Below are 22,203 nucleotides of genomic sequence, written 5' to 3' on the forward strand. Positions count from 1 at the left end.
CCCTGCCCCACATTCGCCCACTTCCACGCCCCCGGACACAACTCCGGAGGCCCCAAGTCCGACAAGTTGAGCAAGCCCGCTATGCGTGGGCCGCCGGAGGTCTCCCCCGTGACTGATTCTAAAATCAACCGCCCGAAACTCACCTCGTCCCCCACCACGGGCTCCTCCACCGTTGATCCCGCGAAGCTCGCCGCGCAGCAGAAGGCCGCCGCCGCGAAGGCCGCCGCCGTGAAGCGCAACCAGTCCGGCTTCGAGTCCGCTCCGGCGGCGGGCGCCCGCACGCCGGTGGCCGGTTCCGGCAACCTGGCCCGCTCCGCCAACGCGAGCGCGCTGCTGGGCGCCGCGCCCACGTCCGCCGTGAAGTCGAACGCGACGGTGGCGAACCCGACGACGCGCACCATCACCTTCACGTACGACGCGGGCCCGCACGCGCAGCTCACCAACCCGAAGCTCAAGGGCAGCTGGGACGCGAACGGCCGCTTCGACGCGCAGTGGTCCTCCGGCGGCATCCCCATGAAGCCGCTGGGTAACGGCAAGTACGAGGCCACGGTGAAGGTGGCGGACGACGGCCTCGCGCGCAACTGGGAGTGGGGCGTCAGCGTGGACGGCCCGTCCGGCAAGGACCAGTGGGCGGTGATGGGCGAGGGCAACCTCAAGCTGGACTTGTCCAAGCCCACCGCGTCCTACGCGCCCACGACGTACCACTCCATGGGCGCGCAGCGCTCCGGCCAGGACGTGTCCTTCAAGTTCTGGGCGCCGGACGCGCGCGCCGTGCAGGTGAAGGTGACGGACAAGCAGGGCCGCGAGCAGCGCATCCCCCTGACGCGCGACGAGGGCGGCAACTGGACCGCGCAGGCCAAGGGCGCGTGGGCGCAGATGGAGGGCAAGGCCTACGTCTACGAGGTGGTGGACTCCACGGGCGCCGTCAGCGACCGGCCGGACCCCTACGCGCGCCGGATGATGGGCGAGCAGCGCGGCATCGACCGGCTCTACCTGGACCCCACGCGTGGCAAGGAGGTGGACCGCTACTTCACGGGCGCCACCGGCCTGATGCGCTTCGACGTGGACGACGCCGAGGGCGCGGACAGCGCGTACCTGGTCCTCAAGGACGGCGACGGCAAGCCGCTCAACAAGGCGCAGCTGCAGGAGCGGCTGGGGAAGTTCGACGACACGCTCATCGACAAGCTGCGCGGCGGGAAGTTCAACGACTTCTGGTCGCGCAACGTCACCGACGACGGCCGTATCAAGATGACGAACCAGGGCGGCGCGTGGACCACGCTCGTCAACGACCCGGACAAGCTCGCGGGTCTGCGCTACGAGTTCCAGGTGTTCGACAAGGACGCGCAGGGCAAGCTGCACCTGCGCGACGACGTGAACAACGACGGCAAGCTCTCCGACACGGAGCGCCTGGCGTCGTCGGAGAACGACCCGTGGAGCGACCTCATCACCCAGAGCAGCGGCGTGTCCTTCCGCGGCTCCATCCTCACGGACCCGACGAAGTTCCAGTTCAAGAACGACAACGTCCCGCGTGAGAAGGATCCGTCGAAGTGGACGGTGTACCAGCTGCACGTGGGCAGCTTCCTGGGCCAGGCGGGCAACGCCAACCGCTCCACCATGGAGGACCTGATCAAGAAGCTGGATTACTTCAAGGAGCTGGGCGTCACCACGCTGGAGCTCCTGCCCACCAACGAGGTGGAGGGCTCGCGCAACTGGGGCTACCTGGGCGTCAACAACCTGGCCGCGGAGAGCTCCTTCGGCTTCGAGGACGAGACGGGCCAGTGGGTGGAGGGCGATGAGGCCCTCAAGCGCTTCATCGACGAGGCCCACGGCAAGGGTCTCAACGTGGTGTCGGACGTCGTCTACAACCACGTCTTCGGCGACTACAACGGCCTGTGGAACGTGGGCGGCCCCAGCAACCCCTACTTCAACTGGGCCAAGGAGCCCGGCAAGTTCGAGCAGCGCGACACGCCGTGGGGCGCCGTGCCCGCGTACGACACGCCGCAGGTGAAGCAGCTGTTCGTGGACCACGCCGTGCAGCAGGTGGCGGAGCTGAAGTTCGACGGCCTCCGCTTCGACTTCACGGAGCCCATCAAGGGCGTGGGCGGCAAGGCGGGCTGGGACATGCTCCGCGAGATCAACCGCCAGGTGCACTTCATCAACCCGAACGCGTGGACCGTGGCGGAGCAGTTCGACTACGACCCGGACATCTCGCGCCCCGCGAAGTCGGACGGCACGGGCGGCGGCTTCGACGCCCAGTGGTACACGGAGTTCCAGCACCGGCTGGTGCGCGACAACAGCAAGCCGGGCCTGGTGCAGGCCGCCTCGCGCGGGATGAAGACGGACGTGGACGCGTTCGTGAACCTGATGACGTCGCCGCGTGGCCTGGACGACTGGAAGCACGCGCTGTCCATCATCTCCAACCACGACGAGGTGGGGAACGCGGAGCGCACCATGAACACCGCGGAGGGCGAGAAGGCCACCGACTTCCCGGACCAGTGGTCGCGCGGCGCCGCGCGCTTCGCCGCCGGCATCGGCATGGCCGGCCCGGGCATCCCCATGTTCTTCCAGGGTGACGAGTTCGGCGCCCAGAACGACTTCCGCTGGGGCAACCCGTCCACCTGGGACAGCGACTGGAGCTGGCAGGACGTGGGCAAGGGCGTGGACTTCGGCAAGGTGACCTTCAACGACGCCACCAAGGCCACCTACGAGCGCCTCTTCGAGCTGTCCCCGGACGCTCGCGCGAAGGACAGCGCGTACAAGGCCTTCTCCGCGGACGACAAGAAGCTGTTCGCGGAGGTGGCCGCCCTGCCCGCCTCCGAGCGCAAGGACGCGATGCTGGACGTCACCCGCCGGCAGTCCTTCAACTTCTACAAGGACGCCATCGGCCTGCGGAATAGCAGCAACGCCTTCAGCGCGGCGGCGGAGGTCAAGCGCGTCTACACCCACAACGACGACAGCGTGATGGCCTTCACGCGCAAGTCGGGCAACGAGGAGTTCCTCGTGGTGGGCAGCCTCAACAAGAAGAACCTGGAGGGCTACTCGCTGCCGCTGCCCCCGGGGCAGTGGAAGGAAGTGCTGAACAGCGACGCCGCGGTGTACGGCGGCGGCAACTTCGGCAACTACGGCGCCACGCTGAACGGCGGGAACACCCCGGTGAACATCCCCGCCGCCGGCTACGTGGTGCTGAAGAAGGTCGGCTAGCGCTTCGCGTCCGCGCCGGCCGCCTGCTTCGACGAGGCGGCCGGGCTGGGCAACAGCGGCGGCCGGTCCTTGCCCTCCATGGTGCGCTGCAGCTCCAGCTCCTGGAGCAGCACCGCGGGCGCCACGGTGGACACGGGCACGTTGCCGCTCTCCGCGCCGCAGAAGCCGTTGAACACGCCCAGCCGCTGGCCCGTGGCGAGGATGCGGTTCACCGACGACAGCGGCGTGCCGACGATCTCCACGCCGCGCACCAGCGTCTCCTCGCCCGTCTTCACGTCCACGCGGTACACCATGCGCGGCACGCCCTTGAAGGCCTGGTAGCCGTAGCTGGAGGTGTTGGTGTTGCCGCCGGTGATGTCGCGGATGATGAGCCCGTAGGGCTTGCCCTGCCGCTTCGCCTCCGCGATCAGCATCTTCTTCAGCTCCGCGTCGCTGACCTGCTTCGTGCTGTCCACCAGCAGGTTGGCCATGCGCGCCACCGGCTGGAGCGTGCCCTGCCCGCGCCCGTGGCCGTTGGACTTCGGGAAGCCCTCCACCGGGTGGCGGCTCATCAGGTAGCCCTTGAGGACGCCCTTCTCCACCAGGCTCACCGGCTGACCCTTCACGCCCTCCTCGTCGTAGAGGTAGTAGCCGTTGAGCGGCTCGCCGTTCACCTCGCGCTTGGACGGATCATCCCGCAGCGACAGGAAGGCCGGGAGGATCTGCTTCCCCTCCTGTCCCTTGAACGTCTTGCCGTCGGTGTCGCCGTCCTGCCGGTCCGCCTCCAACCGGTGCCCCAGCGTCTCGTGGAAGAGCACGCCCGCGGCCTCCGGGGCCAGGATGGCCGGGCCCGCGTACGGCGTGATGGCCGGCGCCTGCCGCAGCGCGAGCAATTCGTCGATGACCTTCCGAGCCGCCTCGTGGACCTTGGCCTCGTCGGGCATCCCCGCTTCCGTGGGCAGGTAGAAGCTGCGCGAGTTGTCCAACAGCTGCCCGTCCGGCGCGCGCGTCACCGCGGAGACGTGGAACGCGTACAGCGTCTCCTCCGTGATGAGGCGCGTGCCTTCGGAGGACACGAACAGCCGCGTGGCCTTGTCCGCGGTGATGCGCACCTCCGAGTCGAACAGCTCCGGGTGCGCGTTGAAGCGCGCGGACACCTCGCGCGCCACCCTGCGCCACTTCTCCCGGTCGAACGGGAACGCCACCGGCGGCTGCACGTAGGTGGCCGGCGTCTCCTTGGAGAAGGACGCGGGGCGCTTGGGGTCCTCCACCGTGTAGACGTCCTCGCCCTTCTTCTTCAGGTACTGGAAGAGCGCGGCCTTGTACTTCTCGTCCGTGACCAGCCACAGCGCCGTGCGCAGCGCGAGCGGCGAGTCGTCCAGCGGCCCGTCCTTGCGCGACGTGAAGCTGGAGCCCTTGCTGGTGCTGAAGCCGAAGTCGAGCGAGTCCGCCACGGAGCTGTCGTAGTCGTAGCTGCCCACGCGCACGTCCACGCCCAGCTTGCGCTCGCGGTAGTCGTCGTCCTGGAACAGCGCCCCGTACCTCGCGATGATCAGCCGCGACTCGTAGTCCTTCACGCCGTAGCTCAGGAAGTACGGCGCCTCATGGCCGGTCACCTTGAGCTGCTGCTGGTTGCGTTGAAGCTCCGCGCCCATCGCGTCCAGGAGCTGGGCGCGAGGGTCGGACGCGGGCGCCGCACCCATCAGGAGGGACACGGCCAGGAACAGCGGGAACAGGGGACGGGATTGGCCAGGCACGGCCGCGCACTGTAGCGAAAAACAGGCGAGGGCCCTCCCCTCACGCGCCTGGCGTGAAGCGAGGACCCTCCTGCCCGCATGCCCTGTCTGCGACGGGGCTTAAGCCTTGACGATCTTCTCGCGGCCCTGCGTGACGGCCTTGGTCGCGTTGCGCGTATCGACGACGATGTTCGAGCGCTGGACCAGCTCGTTGTAGTCGATGTGCGAGTGGTCCGTGAGGATCATCACCGCGTCGTACTGGTTCAGGGTCTCCGGATCGAGCGGGACGGACTTCATCTCCATGTTGAAGCCGTGGCCCTTGTGCAGCTCCTTCACGTACGGGTCGTGGTAGCTGATGTCCGCGCCCTTCTCCTTGAGGAGCGTCATCACGCGCAGCGACGGGGACTCACGGAAGTCGTCGATGTCCTTCTTGTACGCCGCGCCGATGCAGAGGACCTTGGCGCCGTTGAGCACCTTCTTGTTCTGGTTGAGCGCCTCCATCGTGCGCTGCACCACGTAGTAGGGCATCTGCCAGTTCACCTCACCGGCCAGCTCGATGAACTTGGTGTGGAACTCGAACTCGCGCGCCTTCCACGTCAGGTAGAACGGGTCGATGGGGATGCAGTGCCCGCCCAGGCCGGGGCCCGGGTAGAACGGCTGGAAGCCGAAGGGCTTGGTGCTGGCGGCCTGGATGACCTCCCAGACGTCCACGTTCATGCGGTCGCAGAGCATCTTCATCTCGTTGACCATGGCGATGTTCACGCAGCGGTAGATGTTCTCCAGCAGCTTGGCGAGCTCCGCCACGCGCGTGGAGGACACCGGCACCACTTCCTTCAGGGCGCTGCCGTAGAGGGCCGTGGCGACCTCGAGGCACGCGGGCGAGTAGCCGCCGACGACCTTCGGAATCGTCTTGGTGTTGAAGCCCTTGTTGCCCGGGTCCTCGCGCTCCGGGCTGAAGGCCAGGAAGAAGTCCACGCCCGCCTTGAGGCCGTTCTTCTCCAGCAGCGGCTTGAGCACTTCCTCAGTGGTGCCCGGGTAGGTGGTGGACTCCAGGATGAAGAGCTGGCCGGGGCGCACGTACGGCGCCAGGGCCTCGCCCGTCGCGACGATGAAGCTCATGTCCGGCTCACGCGACGCGGTCAGCGGCGTGGGCACGCAGATGATGACGCAGTCGAGCTCGCGGGACTTCGCGAAGTCGTTGGTCGCCTTGAGCTTGCCGGCGTTGGTGAGCTCCGCCAGCGGCGCGCTGGGGATGTGCTTGATGTAGCTCTCACCCTTGGCGATCTTGTCGATCTTGCGCTGGTCGACGTCCAGCCCCGTGACCGGGAAGCCCGCTTCCGCGAAGGCCATGCCCAGCGGAAGACCGACGTACCCGAGACCCACCACGCCCACCTTCGCTTCCCGATTCTGAATCCGACCCAGCAACGGGTTGCCAACCATCACGCGCATTGTCGTTACTCCCCAGCAGTTGACGTGAGGCCTCGCCGGCTCACACGTCCCGACCCACACCAATCACCTGAAGACGAACACCCACCCCAACCAAGCCGGAGGCGTCAGCTGCCTCCGGAACTCCACCGACACCGCCGGCACCACGCGCCCATACCCGGGCGAGTAGCAAGACGGCACGAGCGAGGTCTCCAACCCCCGCCCGAAGAGCACCCAACCCACGGGCGCCTCCGCCGGTCCAATCTCCAGAGCCCGCGCATCGAAGGCCTCCGGCCCCTCCTGCACGCGCCCTGCCCGCGCCAGCACCTCCGCCGCGGGCTTGCACCACCGCGCCTGCCCATCGGGCAGATGCAAACGTCCGACCACCTCGTGACGGCCCGTTCCGACGAGCCGGTCCCCCACGGCCAGCGCACGCACGTGCCGGTCGAGGAAGAAAGTCCTCTCAATCCCTACCGGGGCCGGCAGGTGGCGGTAGCCGTCGTGGCGCACCACCAGCCGGTCATGCTTCGCGCCGGGCTGGAAGGCCACGACGCGAGCCCGGGCATCCTCCGGCAGCGCGAAGAGCCGCGCCGGATCCATCGGGGCCTGCTCGGCCCCATCCACCTGAAGCGTGTTGTGCGCCGCGGTGCTCCGCATCGCGTTGCGCAGCGCCGGATCCCGCGTGTACGAACCCGTGCCGGGGTCGACGATGACGGGACGGCCATTGAGGTGAAGCTCGAAGGAAAGCTTGTCGTTGTGGCTGTGTCCTCCGACGCCCCGCTGCCCCTGTTTTCCGGCCGAGACGGTGAGCACGACCCCTTCGCCGCGCAAGATGTGGAAGCCACCTTCCGCAAAGCTTACAGACCCAGGCGCGGCAGCCGCGGGCAGCGCGTTGAAACGCACGAGGCCCGCGTTGCCCAGGAGCCACGCCGCCTCGTCCGGGAACACGCCGCCGCCCAGCCCCGCGTCGTTGAACAGCGCCGCGCCCAGCCCCGCGAGGTAGCTCTGATCACCGTCCTCACGGTCCTGGAACGGGAACACGCGGCCGCTGTCGTTGTCGCCAATCTGCGGCGCCAGACCGGATTCAGAAGACCAGGCGCGGGCCGCGACGAACATCAATCGCAGACGCGCTTCATACGCGGGGCCCAGCGACACGCCCGCGCCGCGAGCAATGAGGTAGGCCAGCGTGAACAGCTCCACCGACAGACGGTGGTAGGGAATGGATCCCTCGAAGGACGTGCCCTCGGGGTGGACCTGCGCCTCCATCTGCGTGCGCAGGCCGTTGGCCGCGAGCGCCACCTGACGGGGCGCACCGGGCAGCTCCGGGAAGAGCAGCCCCGTCACCGCGAGCCCCACGTAGTTGGAGACCAGGTGGTTGTTGGGCACCGCGCTGGTGTCCTCCAGGTGGGCCTCCACCCACGCGCAGTGCTCCGCGAGCGCGCCCAGCACGGGCACCAGGAACTCCGGACGGCGCACCTCCGGCCGGTCCGCGAACATCGCCAGCGCCTGCGCGACGTTCGCCGCGCGCAGGGCAATCTCCATGGAGCACGTCCAGTGGACGCCCATGCCCACGGGGTTCGCCTGCAGGAAGTCCAGCACCTGCGCGACGAAGGCCGTGGCGAAGCGCGAGCGCTCCGCTTCCGTGTCCGCCACCCACGCGCCCTGGGCCAGGGCCACCACGCTGTCCAGCCGGCCCATCACCCACGGGTACTTCGGATCCATGCCCGTCACGTGCAGCGGCATGCGCTCCACGGGATCCACTGGATAGCGCCGGCCGCTCACCGGCTCCAGGGACCAGTCCACCGGCTTGCCCTCGCCGAAAGACACCGGCGTGCCGAAGACGTCCCACTCCTGACGGAGCGCCCGCGCGGCGCGCTCCAGCGTGCGCGCCTTCGCGCCCGGAAGCTTCTCGATGGCAGCGCGAGCGGACTCGCGCTGCGACAGCTCGCACCAGGCCCGCGCGGTGCGGTGATCCAGGGCCAGCGTGACCAGGTCCTCGGCGCGGGTGGCGCCGAAGGACTCCAGCAGCTGCGCCTCGTCCACCTGCTCGCGGCGGCGGTAGACCGCCTTCCGTGCGACGCTCTGGACCCGGCGGACCGCGCTCTTCGCGAGCGCCGCAGGTGCCATCCGAGCCATCGTCGCGTAGTAATCGAGAGTACCCATCCGCCCCTTCCCGCCCAGCCTGACGTGGGCAGGTGATAGCAAGCGGCTGGCCAAAACCTTTTCCCAGTGAGAGCAAGGGTTTGGCGCGTCCACCCTGCCCGTAGGGCGGTAAAAATGTCCGCTCGACCGGATCATGGTGGGTAAAGGATTGCTGCCTGACGTGGAAAGGAAGTGCTCCACGTTGGAGCCGTTGCGCCTCCATGGAGGCATGGCCATTCCTTGGCGCGTGCGGGCTGGGGCTTGGATGGGGCGGCGCATCGAGGACGACCTCGATGCCAGGATGGAAACGACGCTGACGGCGGTGGCCGAGCAGGCGCTGCGCGGAGGAACGCGCGCGGGCCTGGAGGCTCTGTTGAAGGCGTCCTTGCGGCTGACCGGTGCGACCGGCGCGGCCCTCTATGAAGGACGCGTGTGCGTGATGATGGTGGGGAACGTCCCCGCCCGTCGCGCGAAACCCACGGACAGCAAGTCCACGAAGCGCGCTTCCGTCCTGGAGGTGTGGCCCGCGCCGCTGACGACGTCGCAGCGAAGCGTGGTGGCGCGCTTCAGCGCGTTCGCTCCGGCGCTGCTCGCGGCGCACGCGCGCGAGGTGGCCCAGGGCGCGCGGCAGGCCCGGCTGCTGGAAGACAAGCAGCGCCTGGAGCGCACCGTGGCGGCGCAGGACAAGCGGCGCTCGCGCGCGGCGCACGACCTGCGCACGCCCCTGATGGTCATACGGGGCTACGTGGACATGATGATCAAGGGCACCGGGGGACCGCTGGGCGCGCAGGCGCAGCGCTACCTGGAGCGGATCGCCAAGGTCGCCGCGGACCAGAAGGACCTCATCGACCGGCGCCTGGCGCCGTCCGTGCCGGGCCTGGACGACCTGCGCCCCGTGCTGGAGCGCGCCTTCGCGCCCGTGAAGGGACGTGGAAGGGCCGCCCCCACGCTGACGCTGCCCGAGGAGCGCACCGTCCCGGTGCGGGGCGCCCGGGCGGACTGGGAGCTGCTGGCGCGCACCCTGGCCAAGGGCACCGCTGGCGCCGTGGCCGTGGACGTCCACCTGGGCCCGGCCCTGGAGGCCCCCCACTGGCTGCTGCGCGTCCAGGCCTGCCCTGGCGCGGCGCTGACGGCGCGCAACGAGGCCGTGCTCCGGCAGCTCGTGGGACGCCTGGGGGGCACGCTGGCCGTGGCCGTGGAGCCCCGGCTGGACATCACCCTGGTGCTGCCGGGGGATGACGCCTTTCCCGTACCCGCTCACCGCTAGGGGTATGAGAAAGCAGGAGACGTCGGGATGACGCGCGAAAGGTAGGCGGAGGTCGCAACTCGCCTACCCATCAATGCGATAAAAGGGAAAGCGGTTTTCCTTCCCTCCCCCGAAGGTCTCCCCATGAAGCTCAACCGAAGCTCGAGCGTGCGCTCCACGAAGTCCGACTCGGCGCTGCCCACGACGCCGCAGCCGCCGCGCCGCACCAACTCCGTGGATTCGAAGCCCAACACGACGACGTCCTCCGCGACGCCGACGAGGCCTGGCCGGTCGAACTCGGCGCCCCCGACGGCCAACCGGCCGCCTGGCGACGTGTCCGCAGGCAGCCCGTCGCGCACCCGCCCGCGCAACCCGGAAGGGGCGGCGAGCGTGAACAACGCGCAGGCGAGCGGCGCGAAGAAGCCCACGACGAACACGGAGATCCGCGCCTGGTACAAGCAGCAGATCGCCGGCATCCCCGCGAACGACGCGAAGCTCAAGGCGCAGGGCGCGTCGCTGGAGGACCGCGCGAAGGCGGCCCACGAAATCCGCCACAAGGCCCGCGTGGACGCGCGCCAGTTCATGGGCACGTTTGAATCCGCGATGCTCAAGGCGCGCGACTTCTTCAAGTACGGCCGGCTGGACGGCCCCTCGTTCGACCAGCTCGTCGGTGAGGCCAAGAAGAGTGGCTTGAGCGAGGCGCAGGCGTACGACAAGATCATCAACAGCTCGCAGCGCACCAACCAGGCCGTGGACAACATCTACGCCAAGCCGCAGGCAAAGCTATGACCGCTGATCAACTGATGAAGCAGAAGCTGGAATGGGTGAAGACGTCGGACCCGCTCCACCCGCTGCGCACCAAGGCGGAGGGCAAGGAGCTGCGCCTGCGCATCGGCGACTTCCCCGAGGAGTCCATGTACACGCTGCTCGTCGACGACCAGGAAGTGACTGAGTTCGACGACTGGCCCAAGGCGTGGGTCCGCCCGCGCTGAAGCAGCGCTTCCCGGCTGGAACGAAAAGACGCCCTGTCCCTCGCACCTTGCGAAGGACGGGGCGTCGTCGTTTCAAGCCGCCCTGCCCTGCTTCACGCGGAGCCGGGCAGCAGCTGGCGCACGAGCTCCAGGAGCTTGCCGCGCTCCACCTCGCGCTTGACCAGGTAGCCATCCGCGCCCGCCTCCAGGCCGGCCGCGCGGTCCTCGCTGCTGTCCAGCGACGTGACCAGGATGATGGGCGTGCGCCGGAACATGGGGTGACCCTTGATCCGCCGCGCCAGGCCCACGCCGTCCAGCCGGGGCATCTGCCAGTCGCTGACCACCAGGTGGCAGTGCACGCGCTCCAGCACCTGCCACGCCTCCTCGCCGTCCGACGCCGTCACCACCGGGTAGCCGGCGATCTCCAGCAGGGACTTCATCGCGAAGCGCGTGGTGAGCGAGTCGTCGCACACCAGGATGCGCGGCATCTTGGACTCGCCCACGGCCGCGCGCGTGTCCGGCTTGGCCGCGCGCAAGAGCTCCGGCGCGTTGAGCACCGGCACCACGCGGCCGTCGTCCAGCACCGCCGCGCCCGCCAGGTGCGTGACTTCCCGCAGGTGCTTGCCCAGCGAGCGGACCACCAGCTCCTGCTGCCCCACCACCTCATCGATGGCGTACAGCACGCGGTCATCGCCCAGCGACAGCAGCACCGCCGTCTGCCGCCGGCCGGACTCCAGCGCCAGCGGCATGCGCGGCAGACCGATGGCCTCCGACAGCGACAGGAACGTGAGCTGCTCGCCGTCCAGCCGCGCCACCACGCGCCCCGCCACCGTGCCCACGTCGTCCGCGTCCAGCCGCAGCACGCGCTTCACGGTGTCGGAGGGAATCGCGGTGATGGTGGTGCCGGTGCGCACCAGCAGGCCCAGCGCCGCCGCCAGCGTCAGCGGCAGGTCCACGATGAAGCGCGTGCCCTTGCCCGGCGTGTACTCCACGTCCACACTGCCCTGCAGCCGCTGCGCGGTGGCCAGCACCACGTCCAGCCCCACGCCGCGGCCCGACGTGGACGTGACCTCCTCGCGCGTGGAGAAGCCCGGCTGGAAGATGAGCCGCGCGGCCTGCGCGTCCGACAGCTTGTCCGCGGCCTCCTGGTTCATCAGGCCCCGGCGCACCGCCGTCGCGCGCACGCGCACGGGGTCCAGGCCCGCGCCGTCGTCCTCCACGATGACGCCGATGCGCGTGCCTCGCGCCTCCACCCGCACCACCAGCCGCCCCGTCTCCGCCTTGCCCGCCGCCTTGCGCGCCTCGGGCATCTCCAGCCCGTGGTCGATGGCGTTGCGCACCAGGTGCACCAGCGGATCCTTCAGCGCGTCCACGATGCGCCGGTCCAGCCGCACGTCGGTGCCGCCCAGCTCCAGCGCCACCTCCTTGCCCAGCCGGGACGCCGTCTCGCGCACCGTGCGCCGCAGCGGCTCCAGCACCTGCGAGGCCGGCACCATGCGCAGGTCGCGCAGGTCGTCGCGGATGACCTGCGCCACCAGCGACTGCTGCTCGCCGTCGCGGTGCGCCTCCTTCGCCTGCTCCAAGAGGCGCTTCTGCATCGTGCGCATCAGGCCCACGCCCGTGCGCAGCGGCTCCAGCGCGGGCCCGCCGCCGGCCATGGCCAGCTGCGACGCGGCGCGCTCCAGGTGCAGCAGCACTTCGTGCGCCTGATCCGTCAGCGTGCGGAACCCCTCCGTGCGCCGGCCCTGCTGTGACCGCCCCGACACCAGGTGCTCCACCTGGAGCGCCAGCGAGTCCAGCGTCTTCACCGACACGCGCACCGCGCGGTCCACCGCCCCGCCGCGGCCTTCCGGAGCCGCGGCCGTCGCGCGCGCCGCGGGCTTCGCCGGGGGAGCCGGAGCCGGCTTCTGCGGCGCGGGCTCCTGGACCGCCGGGGCCTCCTCCACCACGCCCAGCGCCATGCGCAGGTCCACCAGCGCGCCCGCCACCTCCGACGCCGCCTGTCCCGCCGCGTCCCCGCCCTCCTCCATGCGCGTGAAGCCCAGCGCCGCCGCCTCCGCCAGCGCGGCCACCTGATCCGCCTGGACGGCCTCCGCGCTGTGGCGCAGGGCGTGCGCCTGGTCCACCGCCGCGCGCACCGCGCCCGCCCGGTCCTCCACCTTGGGGGACACCAGCCGGCTCAGCGCCGCCTCCAGCGCGGTCAGCGCCTTCAGCCCGTCCTCGCCCAGCGGGCCCGAGCTCGCGGCTTCGTCGGACGTGGGAGCGACCGGTGCCTCGTGGCCCAGGGCCCTGAGCAGCGCGGCCACGCCGTCCACCACGGGCTGTTCACCCGCGTCGCCCCGGTTGAGGGCGTTCTCGATGGCGGACAGGCCCCGCAGCATCGCCTCCACGGAGCTCCGGGAGATGGGCTCGTCCACGCTGACGTGGGACAGCCCGTCCTCGATGGCGTGGACGATGCGTTCGATGTCGTCCAGCCCCAGGCTCGCCGCGGAGCCCTTGAGGCTGTGCACCACGCGCTTGAGCGACGGCAGCAGGTCCGGCTCGCGCGCGGAGGCCGGCTGCTCCAGCCCCAGCACCTTCGACCCGATGGCCTGAATCTGTTCGCGCGTCTCCGCGGCGAACACCGGCCAGATGCTGCGCAGCAACTGCGGATCCATGAAACCCAGTCCCCTCTAGCCGCGCCGAGCGGCCGCCGGGTTGCCCAGCTGTGTGAGGTCCAGCACCGTGAGCCGGTCCGGCGTCAGGAACAGGAACGGGCCCGGCGGCGGCTGGGACAGCTCCGCGCGCGGCAACTCCAGCCGTCCGTCCACGACCTCCGCCGCCAACCCGAACGCTTCGTCCTCCACTTCCACCACCACGACCTTGCTCAGGTCGGACATGCCCCCGCCCTCCAGCCCCAACAGCTGCCGCAGGTCCAGCACCGGCACGATGCGCGAGCGCGACAGGAGCGCCCCCAGCACGTGGCGCGGCGCCCCGGGCAGCGAGCACATCCCGCGCGACTCCAGCACGTGGTCCACGAAGTCGATCTTCACCGCGTAGCGCTCGCCGCCCACCTGGAAGGCGAGGACGGTGACGACCTCCTGGCGCACCTCGTGGCGCGAGTTGGCCAGCGCCACCGCGCGCTGGTGCAGCACCTCGCGCCGCTTGTGGGCGCTCACCACCGTGGCGCCCTCGAGCAGCATCTGGGCCGCGTCGAGCGAGGCCTTCAGCTCGTCGAAGTCGATGGGCAGCAGCTTGCGGTCTTCGGTAGCCATGGGCGGACCGGTCAGTACTTCGTGGCCGGCAGCTTGAGGATGTCCCGCACCTTGGAGCGCAGGTCGTCCACGGACACCGGCTTGTTGAGGAAGGCGCTCGCGCCGACGAGCTTTCCCTTCTGCCGGCTGGCGTCGTCCTTCAGCGACGTGAGCAGCATGAAGGGCGTGTCGTGCAGCTTCGAGTCCGCCCGGATGGCCGCGCACAGCGCGAAGCCGTCCATCTCCGGCATCTGCACGTCGGAGATGATGAGGTCCGGCTTCTGCTCGCGCGCCCGCTTGAGTCCCACCGCGCCGTTGGGCGCGTCCATGAAGTCCAGCCCCCACCCCATCAGGTAGACCTGCAGGAGGTTGGTGATGGTCTTCGTGTCCTCCACGATGAGCACCTTCGCCGCCTTGCGTGCCCCACCCGTCACGTTGCTGTTCATAGCTGGTACCTGCCTACAAGTTCAGAGAAGCGCTTCGACAAGATGGAGAGGTTGCCGGCCACCTGCTCGATGCGCCGGGTGCCCTCCACTGAATCACTCATGGCGGACGTCAATTCGCCCATCGCCGTGGCGATCTGCTCCACGCCAATGGTCTGCTGCCGCGTGTTGCCCGCGATCTGTCGCGCCGCCCCGGACGACTCGCGGATGACCTCCGACAGGCCCAGGATGGTGGAACCCGCGCCGCGCGCAAGCTCCATCGCCGCCTGCGCGCGCCGGCTGCCCTCGTCCGTCGTCGTGACGGCCACGCGAGTGCCCTTCTGCACCTCACCCAGGAGGACGCGCACCTGGTCGGCCGCCATGCGGGACTGCTCCGCCAGCGTGCGCATCTCCGTGGCCACCACCGCGAAGCCGCGGCCGTGCTCGCCCGCCTTCGCCGCCTCGATGGAGGCGTTGAGGGCCAGCAGGTTGGACTGCTCGGCCACGTCCTTCACCTGTCCGATGATGTCGCTGATCTGCAGCGTGCGCTCGTTCAGGTCGGTGATGGCCAGGGCAATGGCCTTCACCTGCTCACCCAGCTTCTCCATGCCCTCCACGCTCTCCGTGACGACCTTCTGGCCCTGGGCGCTGAGCGACTCCGACTTCTGCGTCTGCGCGATGACCGCGTCCGCATAGGACGTGGCCTGCTTGGACGTCTGGGCGATCTCCGCCACCGTGGTGCTGGTCTCGTTGATGGCGGACGCCTGCTGGTGCGCCATCGCGGACTGCTGCGTGGACGTGGCCAGCACGCCCGCGGCCTCGTGCTCCAGGTCCGTGGCCGCGCCGCGCAGGTCGTGCAGCAGGTGCACCAGCGCGTCCGCCATGGTGGCGAAGCTGCGCGCCAGCTCGCCAATCTCGTCCGTGCCGTTGGTGTCGATCTGCTGGCGCAGGTCGCCCGCCGCGATGCCCACCGCCGCGCGGGCCAGCCGCTCCAGGGGCACGATGAAGAGGCTGGCCATGCCGGCCGCCGCCAGCAGGCCCAGCACCAGCACCAGCAGGCCCAGGCCCGCGGTGCGCCAGGTGCTGGAGGCCAGCGAGTCCGCCAGCGCCTCGCGGTCCAGCGCCAGCTGCACGGTGCCCACGCGCTTGAGCGTGCCTCCCGGCGGGCCGAAGAGGATGGGCGCCGTCGTCTCCACGATGGGCAGCGTGCCCACCGTCAGCAGGCGATCCACCACCCCGTCCCCGTCCGCGGGCTCCACGGAGGCGGCGGTGGCGAACTCGTCGCCCGCGGAGCGCGCCAGCACCTTGCCGCTCGGGTCGCGGACCACGATGTACGCGATGTCCGGCACGCTCTTGAGGGCCATGTCCGTGCCCGCCTGGAGCATGGCCGAGTCGTTCGCCGCCGCGGACGCGGCCACGCTGAACGCCATGCCGATGCCCACCGCGCGCGAGCGCTTGGTGAGCTCATCCAGCAGCCCGTCGCTCATCTGCATCCAGAACGCGAAGGTCAGGATGCCGACCAGCACGATGCCGAAGATGCCCGTGCCCCCGAGGATCTTCGTCCGCAGGCTGAGCCGGGTCGAATCCGCCCCTTGAGGCGACGCCATCTTCAAACCTTTCGCTTCCACGTTGTCCCCACCTCACGTGTACCGGCGCGCCCCAAGGATCAGCGCGCGCCCTGCCAGCCCATCTGCGAAGGACGGGGAGCCAGCGCCTGCCGGAGTCCCCCCGCCGTCATCGTCGTTTCCACGCCTCGCAGCGGGTGCTCGTCATCCAATCCATCCAGCGCGCGCAGCGCGTTCTGCCGCGCCCGCTCCGCGTCCTCACGCCGGTCCAGGCGGCTGTAGAGCGCCACCAGCGTCGCATGTCCCAGCGCCAGCTGCGGCTCCAGGTACAGCGCCTTGCGCACCGCCTCCACCGCCGCGTACAGGTCGTTGCGCGACTCGGCCACCATCGCCAGCAGCAGGTACGCCTCCGGAGACAGCGCCCGGGCCGCCTCGCGCGCCAGCGCCTCCGCTTCCTCGAAGTGGCCCGCGTGCGCCGCCTCCAGCGCCCGCGTCAACAGGCCCGCGTCCTGGGCCGCGCGCGCGGCGGGCGTGGAGGCCGCGGCACGAGGCGCCTCCGGAGCCGGAGCCGGCGGGGGCGTCCTCGGGACGTAGGCGGGCATGGGCCCGGGCGTGGGACGGAGGGGCTCCAGCCGCAGGCTGCCCGGCACCGGCGTGTTGCGGCGGGGCTCCACCCGCAGGCTGCCCGGCACCGGCGTGGGACGGCGAAGCGCGGCGGCGGCGGCGAAGGCGTCCTGCGGGTCGCGCCGGGGGGATTCACCCGCGGCCCACGGCTCCAGGGGCACGCGCAGGACGGGGGTGCCCTCCACGTCCAGCGTCTCCAGCCCCATCCCGTTGGTGAGCGGCACCTCCGCGGGCGACACGAAGAGCAGCCCGCCCGGGGCGAGCGCGCTCACCAGCCGGCTCAGCACCGCGCGCACCAGCTCCGGCGTGAAGTAGATGAGGACGTTGCGGCAGAAGATGGCGTGGAAGCCCATGGACGGCACCGCGTCCGTGGCCAGGTTGTGGCGGCGGAAGTCCACCGTGCGCACGACCTCCTGGGCGACGGTGTGCTGCGTGTCCTGTCCCGCCGCGCCGGGGTGCGACGCGAGGAAGCGCTTCTCCAGCTCCGGCTCGATGCGCCTGAGCGACCAGGGGCTGTAGATGCCGGCCTTCGCGCGCTGCAGGGCCCGGCCGGACACGTCCGTCGCCAGCACGCGGAAGCGCCCGCCGTTGCCCAGCCCCGCGGCCATCAGCGCCATGGCGATGCTGTAGGGCTCCTCGCCGCTCGCGCAGCCCGCGCTCCAGACGTGGAACGGGCCGCCCTGGTGCAGCCGGGCCCGCGACACCAGCGCGCGCAGGTGCTCCGGGTGGCGGAAGAAGTAGGTCTCGCCGATGACGGCGTGCTCGATGAACGCCTCCACCGCCGCCGGCTCGCGCATCAGCAGCTGGCGCAGGAAGGCCGCTCCGGACAGGTTGCGCGACAGCGCGGCGCGGGCCAGCGCGGGCTCCAGCGAGCGACGCAGGCTGCTCGCGAGCGTCAGGCCGCAGGCGCTCTGGAGCACCTCCTCGACCTTCGCGAGCGTTGCGTCGTCGAGAAGCCCGTCGCTCACAGGCCCTCCGTGCCGTTCAGGAGCGCGCTCGTGCGGAGCAGCGGACGCAGCCCCTCCGGCGTGCGGCACAGCCCGGCCATCAGCCCGGTGCCGTCCCAGGGCATCTTCTCCTCGCCGCCCGGCGTGCCGTCCACCAGCACCGGCGTCTCCACCAGGTCCTTCACCCGGTCCACCAGCAGCGCCACCATGCGGCCCGCGTCCACCACCACCAGCAGCGAGTCCAGATCCGGCGTGCGCTTCACGCCCAACAGGCGCGCCACGTCCACCACCACCGCCGGGCTGCCTCGGTAGACGAAGGAGCCGGACACGTGCACCGGCGCGCCCGGCAGCGGCTCCAGCGCCACCAACCGCACCACCTCCTGCACCTGCTTCGCGGGCACGAGCGCGGTGGTGTTGCCTGCCTCCACGGTCAGGTAGAGACCGGGCAGGCGCACCTCGCCCTGCAATGAGACGAGCTCCTGGCGCAGCTGGTTCTGCTCCGCCTCCAGCGCGCTCAAGCGCTGTTGCACGGAGACCCGGCGCGCCTGCGGAGGAACGGGGACTCTGGGGGTGTCAGCCATCGAAGAAGAACTCCGCCCGCCGCGTGGCAGGCAGGAAGAAAAACCGTAATCCGGGAGCGCGGTCCAAAGCAATGCGGGCTTACCCGAAGGTCGCGACTCACATCCCCCCCTGCGACCGGGGTCGTGGTTGCCCCGACGTGGTGGATTCCGGACCCCCTTGGGGTGCGCCGCACCGGCGAGTTGTGCTTGGATGAGGGGTGCGCTGCTTTTGCCGGAGAAACCATGCTGCACGCAGCTTCTAGGGGACACGAATGATCAAGAGCGATTCCCCGAGCCCTGAGGCCCCGGGAACGGATCCGCTCATCGGCCGGACGTTGAACGGCCGCTTCAGCATTCTAGAGCCCCTGGGCGTCGGTGGAATGGGCAAGGTGTACCGTGCCCTGCAGGCCCCCCTGGAGCGCGTCGTCGCGCTCAAGGTGCTCAACCCCAACTTCCCGAGCAGCCGCGACCCGGGCTTCCAGAAGCGCTTCCTGCGCGAGGCGTCGCTGACGTCGAAGCTCCGGCACCCGAACACCGTCACCGTCATCGACTACGGGCAGACGGACGACGGCATCTACTACATCGCGATGGAGTACTTGGAGGGGCGCACGCTCCAGCAGGTGCTGGGCCAGGCGGGTCCGCTGCCCTGGGCGCGCGCGGTGTCGGTGGCGCAGCAGGTGTGCCGCTCGCTGCGCGAGGCGCACGCGCTGGGCATCATCCACCGCGACCTGAAGCCCGCGAACATCATGATCCTCAACGAGGCGGATCAGGACCTGGTGAAGGTCCTCGACTTCGGCCTCGTGAAGTCCGTGGCGCCGCAGACGGAGGGGCCGGTCAGCCCCGAAATCACCCAGAACGGCACGTTCCTGGGCTCGCCGCAGTACATGGCGCCGGAGCAGGCGCGCAACGTGGCGGACGCGCGCAGCGACGTGTACTCGCTGGGCATCATGCTGTTCCAGATGCTGATGGGCCGGCCGCCCTTCATCGCGCGCGACCACATCGAACTCATCTTCGCCCACTACAAGGAGCCGCCCCCCACCTTCCAGGCCGTGCGCCCGGACCTCGCGGTGCCGCCGGAAATCGAGATGGTGGTGCGCCGCTGCATGGAGAAGGACCCCGCGCGGCGCTTCCAGACGATGGACGAACTGCTGGAGGGCCTGCGCGAGGCGCACATGGCCGCGGGCGGCAACAGCGGCGTGTTCCGCCGGCTGGGCGGCGCCTCGACGACGGGGCCCTACCCCTCTCCGCCGACGACGGGCCCCTACGCGTCCCCGCTCTTCGCCAACGTGGGCAACCCGGAGCCCGCGGACGGCGGGCTCGCGGTGGACATCAGCGTGGACGTGCCGCCGGACGTGCAGCGCGCCCGCCAGCGCACGCTCATGATGGGCGCCCTGGGCGGCGTGATGGTGGCGGGGCTCGTGGGCATCACGCTGTTCTTCCTGCGCGGCGGCCCGGAGGAGAAGCCCGCGCAGCCGGCGGCCCAGGCCACGGCCCCCACCACGACGGCGCCGGTGGCGGAGGCCCCCACGGCCCCTCCCGCGCCGGGCAAGGTGCGCTTCCGGCTGATGAGCCAGCCGTCCGGCGCGCGCGTCTACTACAAGGGCAAGGAGAAGGGCGTGACGCCCTTCGTGATGGAGCTGCCCCTGGGCAACGAGGGGAGCATCACCGCGGAGCTGACGTTCGCGCTGGAGGGCTACCAGACGGAGACGCTCATCACGGGCGGCTCCGGCGAGGTGGTGCTGTCCCAGAAGCTGACCAAGCGCCGGGGCGGCGGTGAGCGCTCCAGCCGCGTGGACCTGGCCAGCGCCTCCACCCCCGAGGACTTCGAGAACGTGGCCCCTGCGACGCCGGGTGGATTGGCGGCGCCGGTGATGATGCAGGCGAACCCGGCCACCGCCGCCGCGGCGGTCCCCGCCACGACGACGGACAAGGCGCTGGGCGCGCTGGGCTCGTCGGCCGCCGCCCCCGTGAGCGCGGCGGGCAGCCTCGCGGTGCCGTCGCTGACGACCGGCGCGCTCGCGCCCGTCAACCCGAACGCCGTCATCCCCTTCAACGACGGCATGGAGCGGCCGACGCTGCTGGAGGAGGGCCGGGACATCGCCTACACGCGCGAGGCGCTCGCCATCAAGGCGGAGGGCCTCGTCGCGGTGCGCTGCACCATCACCAACAAGGGCCGCGTGGAGAACTGCCGCGTCCTGAAGATGGTGCAGCACATGGAGCGGGCGGTGCTCGACTCGCTCCAGTCCCGCGTCTACAAGCCCATCCAGTACCAGGGCCGTCCGGTGAACGTGGACTACACCTTCACCATGCGGCTCGTGTCTCCGCGCCGCTGAAGAAGCGCGCCGGGCGGACCTCCACCGCGTCCCTCAGGGGCCGGTGGAGGGCACGAGCGGCGGCGACGGTGGGACGGACGGGGTGGCGCCTCCAGGAGGCACGCCCCAGTCCACCACCGGCCAGCCCCGCCGCCGGGCCTCCCGGCGCAGGCGGTGGTCCGGGTTCACCACCACCGGACGCCCCACCACCTCCAGCACCGGCAGGTCCGAATACGAGTCCGTGTAGAAGGCGCACGCGGACAGCGGCACTCCCGCCTCCTTCGCGGTGGCCTCCGCGTAGAGCCGCTTGCCCACGCCGAAGCAGACCTCCCCCAGCATGCGCCCCGTGTGCAGCCCCGTCGCGTCCACCTCGAAGCGGTTGCACAGCACGCCGTCCAGGCGCAGCTCGCGCGCCACCAGGTCGGACAGGTAGCCCGAGGACGACGTCAGCAGCACCAGCCGGTCTCCCGCCTCGCGGTGGGCCTCCAGCGCGGCCAGAGCCCCGGGGCGGTACTGGCCACGCACGGCCTCCGCGTAGAAGTCCGCGGAGCGCGCCTCCAGATCCTTCGCGTCGGAGCCCGTGAGCAGGGCCGTGGCGCGCAGCAGCACGTCCTGCATGGCCACGAAGCCCAGGTGATAGCGGGCCAGCAGCAGGCTGGCGCGCAGGGCCTCCCATCGGGAGATGTGGCCCAGGGCCAGCTCGCGGCGCACCCAGAGCGACGCGGAGTTGGCGGCGAGCAGCGTCCTGTCCAGGTCGAAGAAGGCGACGGCCACGGCCAGAGTCTAACCGCGTGTCCCGCCCGAGGCAGCGCCAGGGAGGCCGGCCGGAGGGGCCGCTGAACGCCTGCTCCTGCGGATCAGCGCCACGCCCCAGAGCAGCAGGGCGGCCAGCACCGGACCTCCGGCGGAAGCGCCGCAGCCGGTGCCCTTCCCTTCCGCCACGAGCTTCAGGCCCGGGTCCTCCGGGATGCGGCACTGGGTGGGCGGCAGGCCGCGCGGATAGGCGGAGCAGAAGCCGGCCGCGGAGCCCGCGTCGATGACCCGCTTGGACGTCTCTCCCTGCGAGGCGGTGGCCTCCATGGTGGAGCCCGCGGAGAAGACGTGGTCCAACCCGACGACGTGGCCAATCTCATGCGTCATCGTGTTCTGCACGTCCGTGGCGACGCAGTCGGTGGACGGGGTGGCCGAGCACGGCGGGCCGTTCACGGTGGTGAACAGGAAGCTGGGGCCGTAATCCGTCTCCGCCGCGTTGAGCTCGATGTCCGAGTCCACGACGAAGCCGTCCTTGAAGCTGAACGAGGACGTGGTGAGCCCGATGGTGGCGCCCCCGTGCGCCCAGCACTGGTAGACGTTGCCGCACGTCTCCTCTCCCCAGCACGCATCGTCCGGCGGGGCGACGTCCTGGCAGTTGCGCTCGCGGAAGGTGACGACGTTGTAGTTGTCGTAGGGGTGCTCCTCGTCGTAGCCGACCGCGATGGAGCGCGTCCAATCCTCGCCGCGGATGAAGCGGAAGTCGCTGCACGTCGAGGACAGCGCCCGCCACGAGTCGAAGGCCGCCTCGATGGCGGCGACCTCCGTGTCCCCGGGCGTGCGCGTGCTGCCGGCCGCGTCCAGGTGGTAGACGTAGTCACGCCCCGGCCACACCAGGCACAGCGGCCGGCCCGGCACGAGCGTGCGCTTGTAGTCCTGCTGCGCGCCCGCCGCTCCCGCGCATAGCAGCATTCCCAGGAGCAGCAGGCGACAGCTCACCGCGCACCCCGCCGGCGGCGCGCGAGGAGCGAGGCTGCGGCCAGCAGCGGCAGCACGGCAAGTCCCCCCGCCGCCGCGGTGCAGCCATCCC

At 70.6% G+C, this 22,203-nt stretch carries 16 protein-coding genes; 5 read left to right on the forward strand and 11 right to left on the reverse strand.

Going from position 1 to position 22,203, the window contains the following annotated elements; genetic code table 11:
- Nucleotides 1-108: 108 nt before the first annotated feature.
- On the forward strand, nt 109-3,201 hold the full coding sequence (locus tag D7W79_RS17860; RefSeq protein ID WP_120526601.1) for an alpha amylase C-terminal domain-containing protein: 3,093 nt from the start codon (nt 109-111) through the stop codon (nt 3,199-3,201).
- Here D7W79_RS17860 and D7W79_RS17865 read toward each other — a convergent pair.
- The 3 genes from D7W79_RS17865 to D7W79_RS17875 all read right to left on the reverse strand — a co-directional run bounded on the left by D7W79_RS17865 (nt 3,198) and on the right by D7W79_RS17875 (nt 8,504).
- Entirely contained in the window at nt 3,198-4,883 is a 1,686-nt protein-coding gene (locus tag D7W79_RS17865; protein WP_120526602.1) for a TldD/PmbA family protein, read from the reverse strand. The genes D7W79_RS17860 and D7W79_RS17865 overlap by 4 nt on opposite strands.
- Nucleotides 4,884-5,036: 153 nt before the next feature.
- Nucleotides 5,037-6,356, reverse strand: a complete 1,320-nt coding sequence (locus D7W79_RS17870) for a nucleotide sugar dehydrogenase (protein ID WP_120526603.1) — start codon at nt 6,354-6,356, stop codon at nt 5,037-5,039.
- A gap of 72 nt (nt 6,357-6,428) precedes the next feature.
- Nucleotides 6,429-8,504, reverse strand: coding sequence for a heparinase II/III family protein (locus tag D7W79_RS17875; protein WP_208729763.1), 2,076 nt, complete (start codon nt 8,502-8,504; stop codon nt 6,429-6,431).
- Between the two features lie 280 nt (nt 8,505-8,784).
- Between D7W79_RS17875 and D7W79_RS17880 the strand changes: the two genes are divergently transcribed.
- The 3 genes from D7W79_RS17880 to D7W79_RS17890 all read left to right on the forward strand — a co-directional run bounded on the left by D7W79_RS17880 (nt 8,785) and on the right by D7W79_RS17890 (nt 10,721).
- On the forward strand, nt 8,785-9,750 hold the full coding sequence (locus D7W79_RS17880) for a histidine kinase dimerization/phospho-acceptor domain-containing protein (RefSeq protein WP_244221830.1): 966 nt from the start codon (nt 8,785-8,787) through the stop codon (nt 9,748-9,750).
- A 123-nt stretch (nt 9,751-9,873) separates the two neighbouring features.
- Entirely contained in the window at nt 9,874-10,518 is a 645-nt protein-coding gene (locus tag D7W79_RS17885; protein ID WP_120526592.1) for a hypothetical protein, read from the forward strand.
- Nucleotides 10,515-10,721 (forward strand): hypothetical protein, encoded by a 207-nt coding sequence (locus D7W79_RS17890; protein WP_014398147.1) that lies wholly within the window; start codon nt 10,515-10,517, stop codon nt 10,719-10,721. Before D7W79_RS17885 ends, D7W79_RS17890 begins: the two co-directional genes overlap by 4 nt.
- Nucleotides 10,722-10,813: 92 nt before the next feature.
- On the opposite strand, the gene D7W79_RS17895 is transcribed toward D7W79_RS17890, so the two are convergent.
- The 6 genes from D7W79_RS17895 to D7W79_RS17920 are packed head-to-tail and all read right to left on the reverse strand — an operon-like array spanning nt 10,814 to nt 18,072.
- Nucleotides 10,814-13,357 carry a hybrid sensor histidine kinase/response regulator gene (locus tag D7W79_RS17895; RefSeq protein ID WP_120526593.1) on the reverse strand — a complete coding sequence of 848 codons (2,544 nt, stop codon included), beginning with the start codon at nt 13,355-13,357 and terminating at the stop codon, nt 10,814-10,816.
- A 15-nt stretch (nt 13,358-13,372) separates the two neighbouring features.
- Nucleotides 13,373-13,954, reverse strand: coding sequence for a chemotaxis protein CheW (locus D7W79_RS17900; RefSeq protein ID WP_120526594.1), 582 nt, complete (start codon nt 13,952-13,954; stop codon nt 13,373-13,375).
- An 11-nt stretch (nt 13,955-13,965) separates the two neighbouring features.
- Nucleotides 13,966-14,379: a response regulator gene (locus D7W79_RS17905; protein WP_120526595.1), complete on the reverse strand. Its 414-nt coding sequence runs from the start codon at nt 14,377-14,379 to the stop codon at nt 13,966-13,968.
- Nucleotides 14,376-15,983 carry a methyl-accepting chemotaxis protein gene (locus D7W79_RS17910; protein WP_439099207.1) on the reverse strand — a complete coding sequence of 536 codons (1,608 nt, stop codon included), beginning with the start codon at nt 15,981-15,983 and terminating at the stop codon, nt 14,376-14,378. Before D7W79_RS17910 ends, D7W79_RS17905 begins: the two co-directional genes overlap by 4 nt.
- A 38-nt stretch (nt 15,984-16,021) precedes the next feature.
- Nucleotides 16,022-17,512, reverse strand: coding sequence for a CheR family methyltransferase (locus D7W79_RS17915; protein WP_120526596.1), 1,491 nt, complete (start codon nt 17,510-17,512; stop codon nt 16,022-16,024).
- Complete coding sequence (locus D7W79_RS17920; protein ID WP_120526597.1) at nt 17,509-18,072, reverse strand: chemotaxis protein CheW; 564 nt, start codon at nt 18,070-18,072, stop codon at nt 17,509-17,511. The genes D7W79_RS17915 and D7W79_RS17920 overlap by 4 nt, the downstream gene beginning before the upstream one ends.
- 251 nt (nt 18,073-18,323) lie before the next feature.
- Between D7W79_RS17920 and D7W79_RS17925 the strand changes: the two genes are divergently transcribed.
- Nucleotides 18,324-20,384, forward strand: a complete 2,061-nt coding sequence (locus D7W79_RS17925) for a TonB family protein (RefSeq protein ID WP_120526598.1) — start codon at nt 18,324-18,326, stop codon at nt 20,382-20,384.
- A 33-nt stretch (nt 20,385-20,417) separates the two neighbouring features.
- Here the strand turns inward: D7W79_RS17925 and D7W79_RS17930 are convergent, their stop codons facing one another.
- Complete coding sequence (locus D7W79_RS17930; RefSeq protein WP_120526599.1) at nt 20,418-21,137, reverse strand: HAD family hydrolase; 720 nt, start codon at nt 21,135-21,137, stop codon at nt 20,418-20,420.
- Nucleotides 21,138-21,146: 9 nt separating this feature from the next.
- Entirely contained in the window at nt 21,147-22,112 is a 966-nt protein-coding gene (locus D7W79_RS17935) for a myxosortase-dependent metalloprotease, MXAN_2677/MXAN_2678 family (protein ID WP_120526600.1), read from the reverse strand.
- Between the last annotated feature and the right edge of the window lie 91 nt (nt 22,113-22,203).

The sequence above is a fragment of the Corallococcus exercitus genome (assembly GCF_003611585.1).
GTDB classification, from domain to species: Bacteria; Myxococcota; Myxococcia; order Myxococcales; family Myxococcaceae; genus Corallococcus; species Corallococcus exercitus.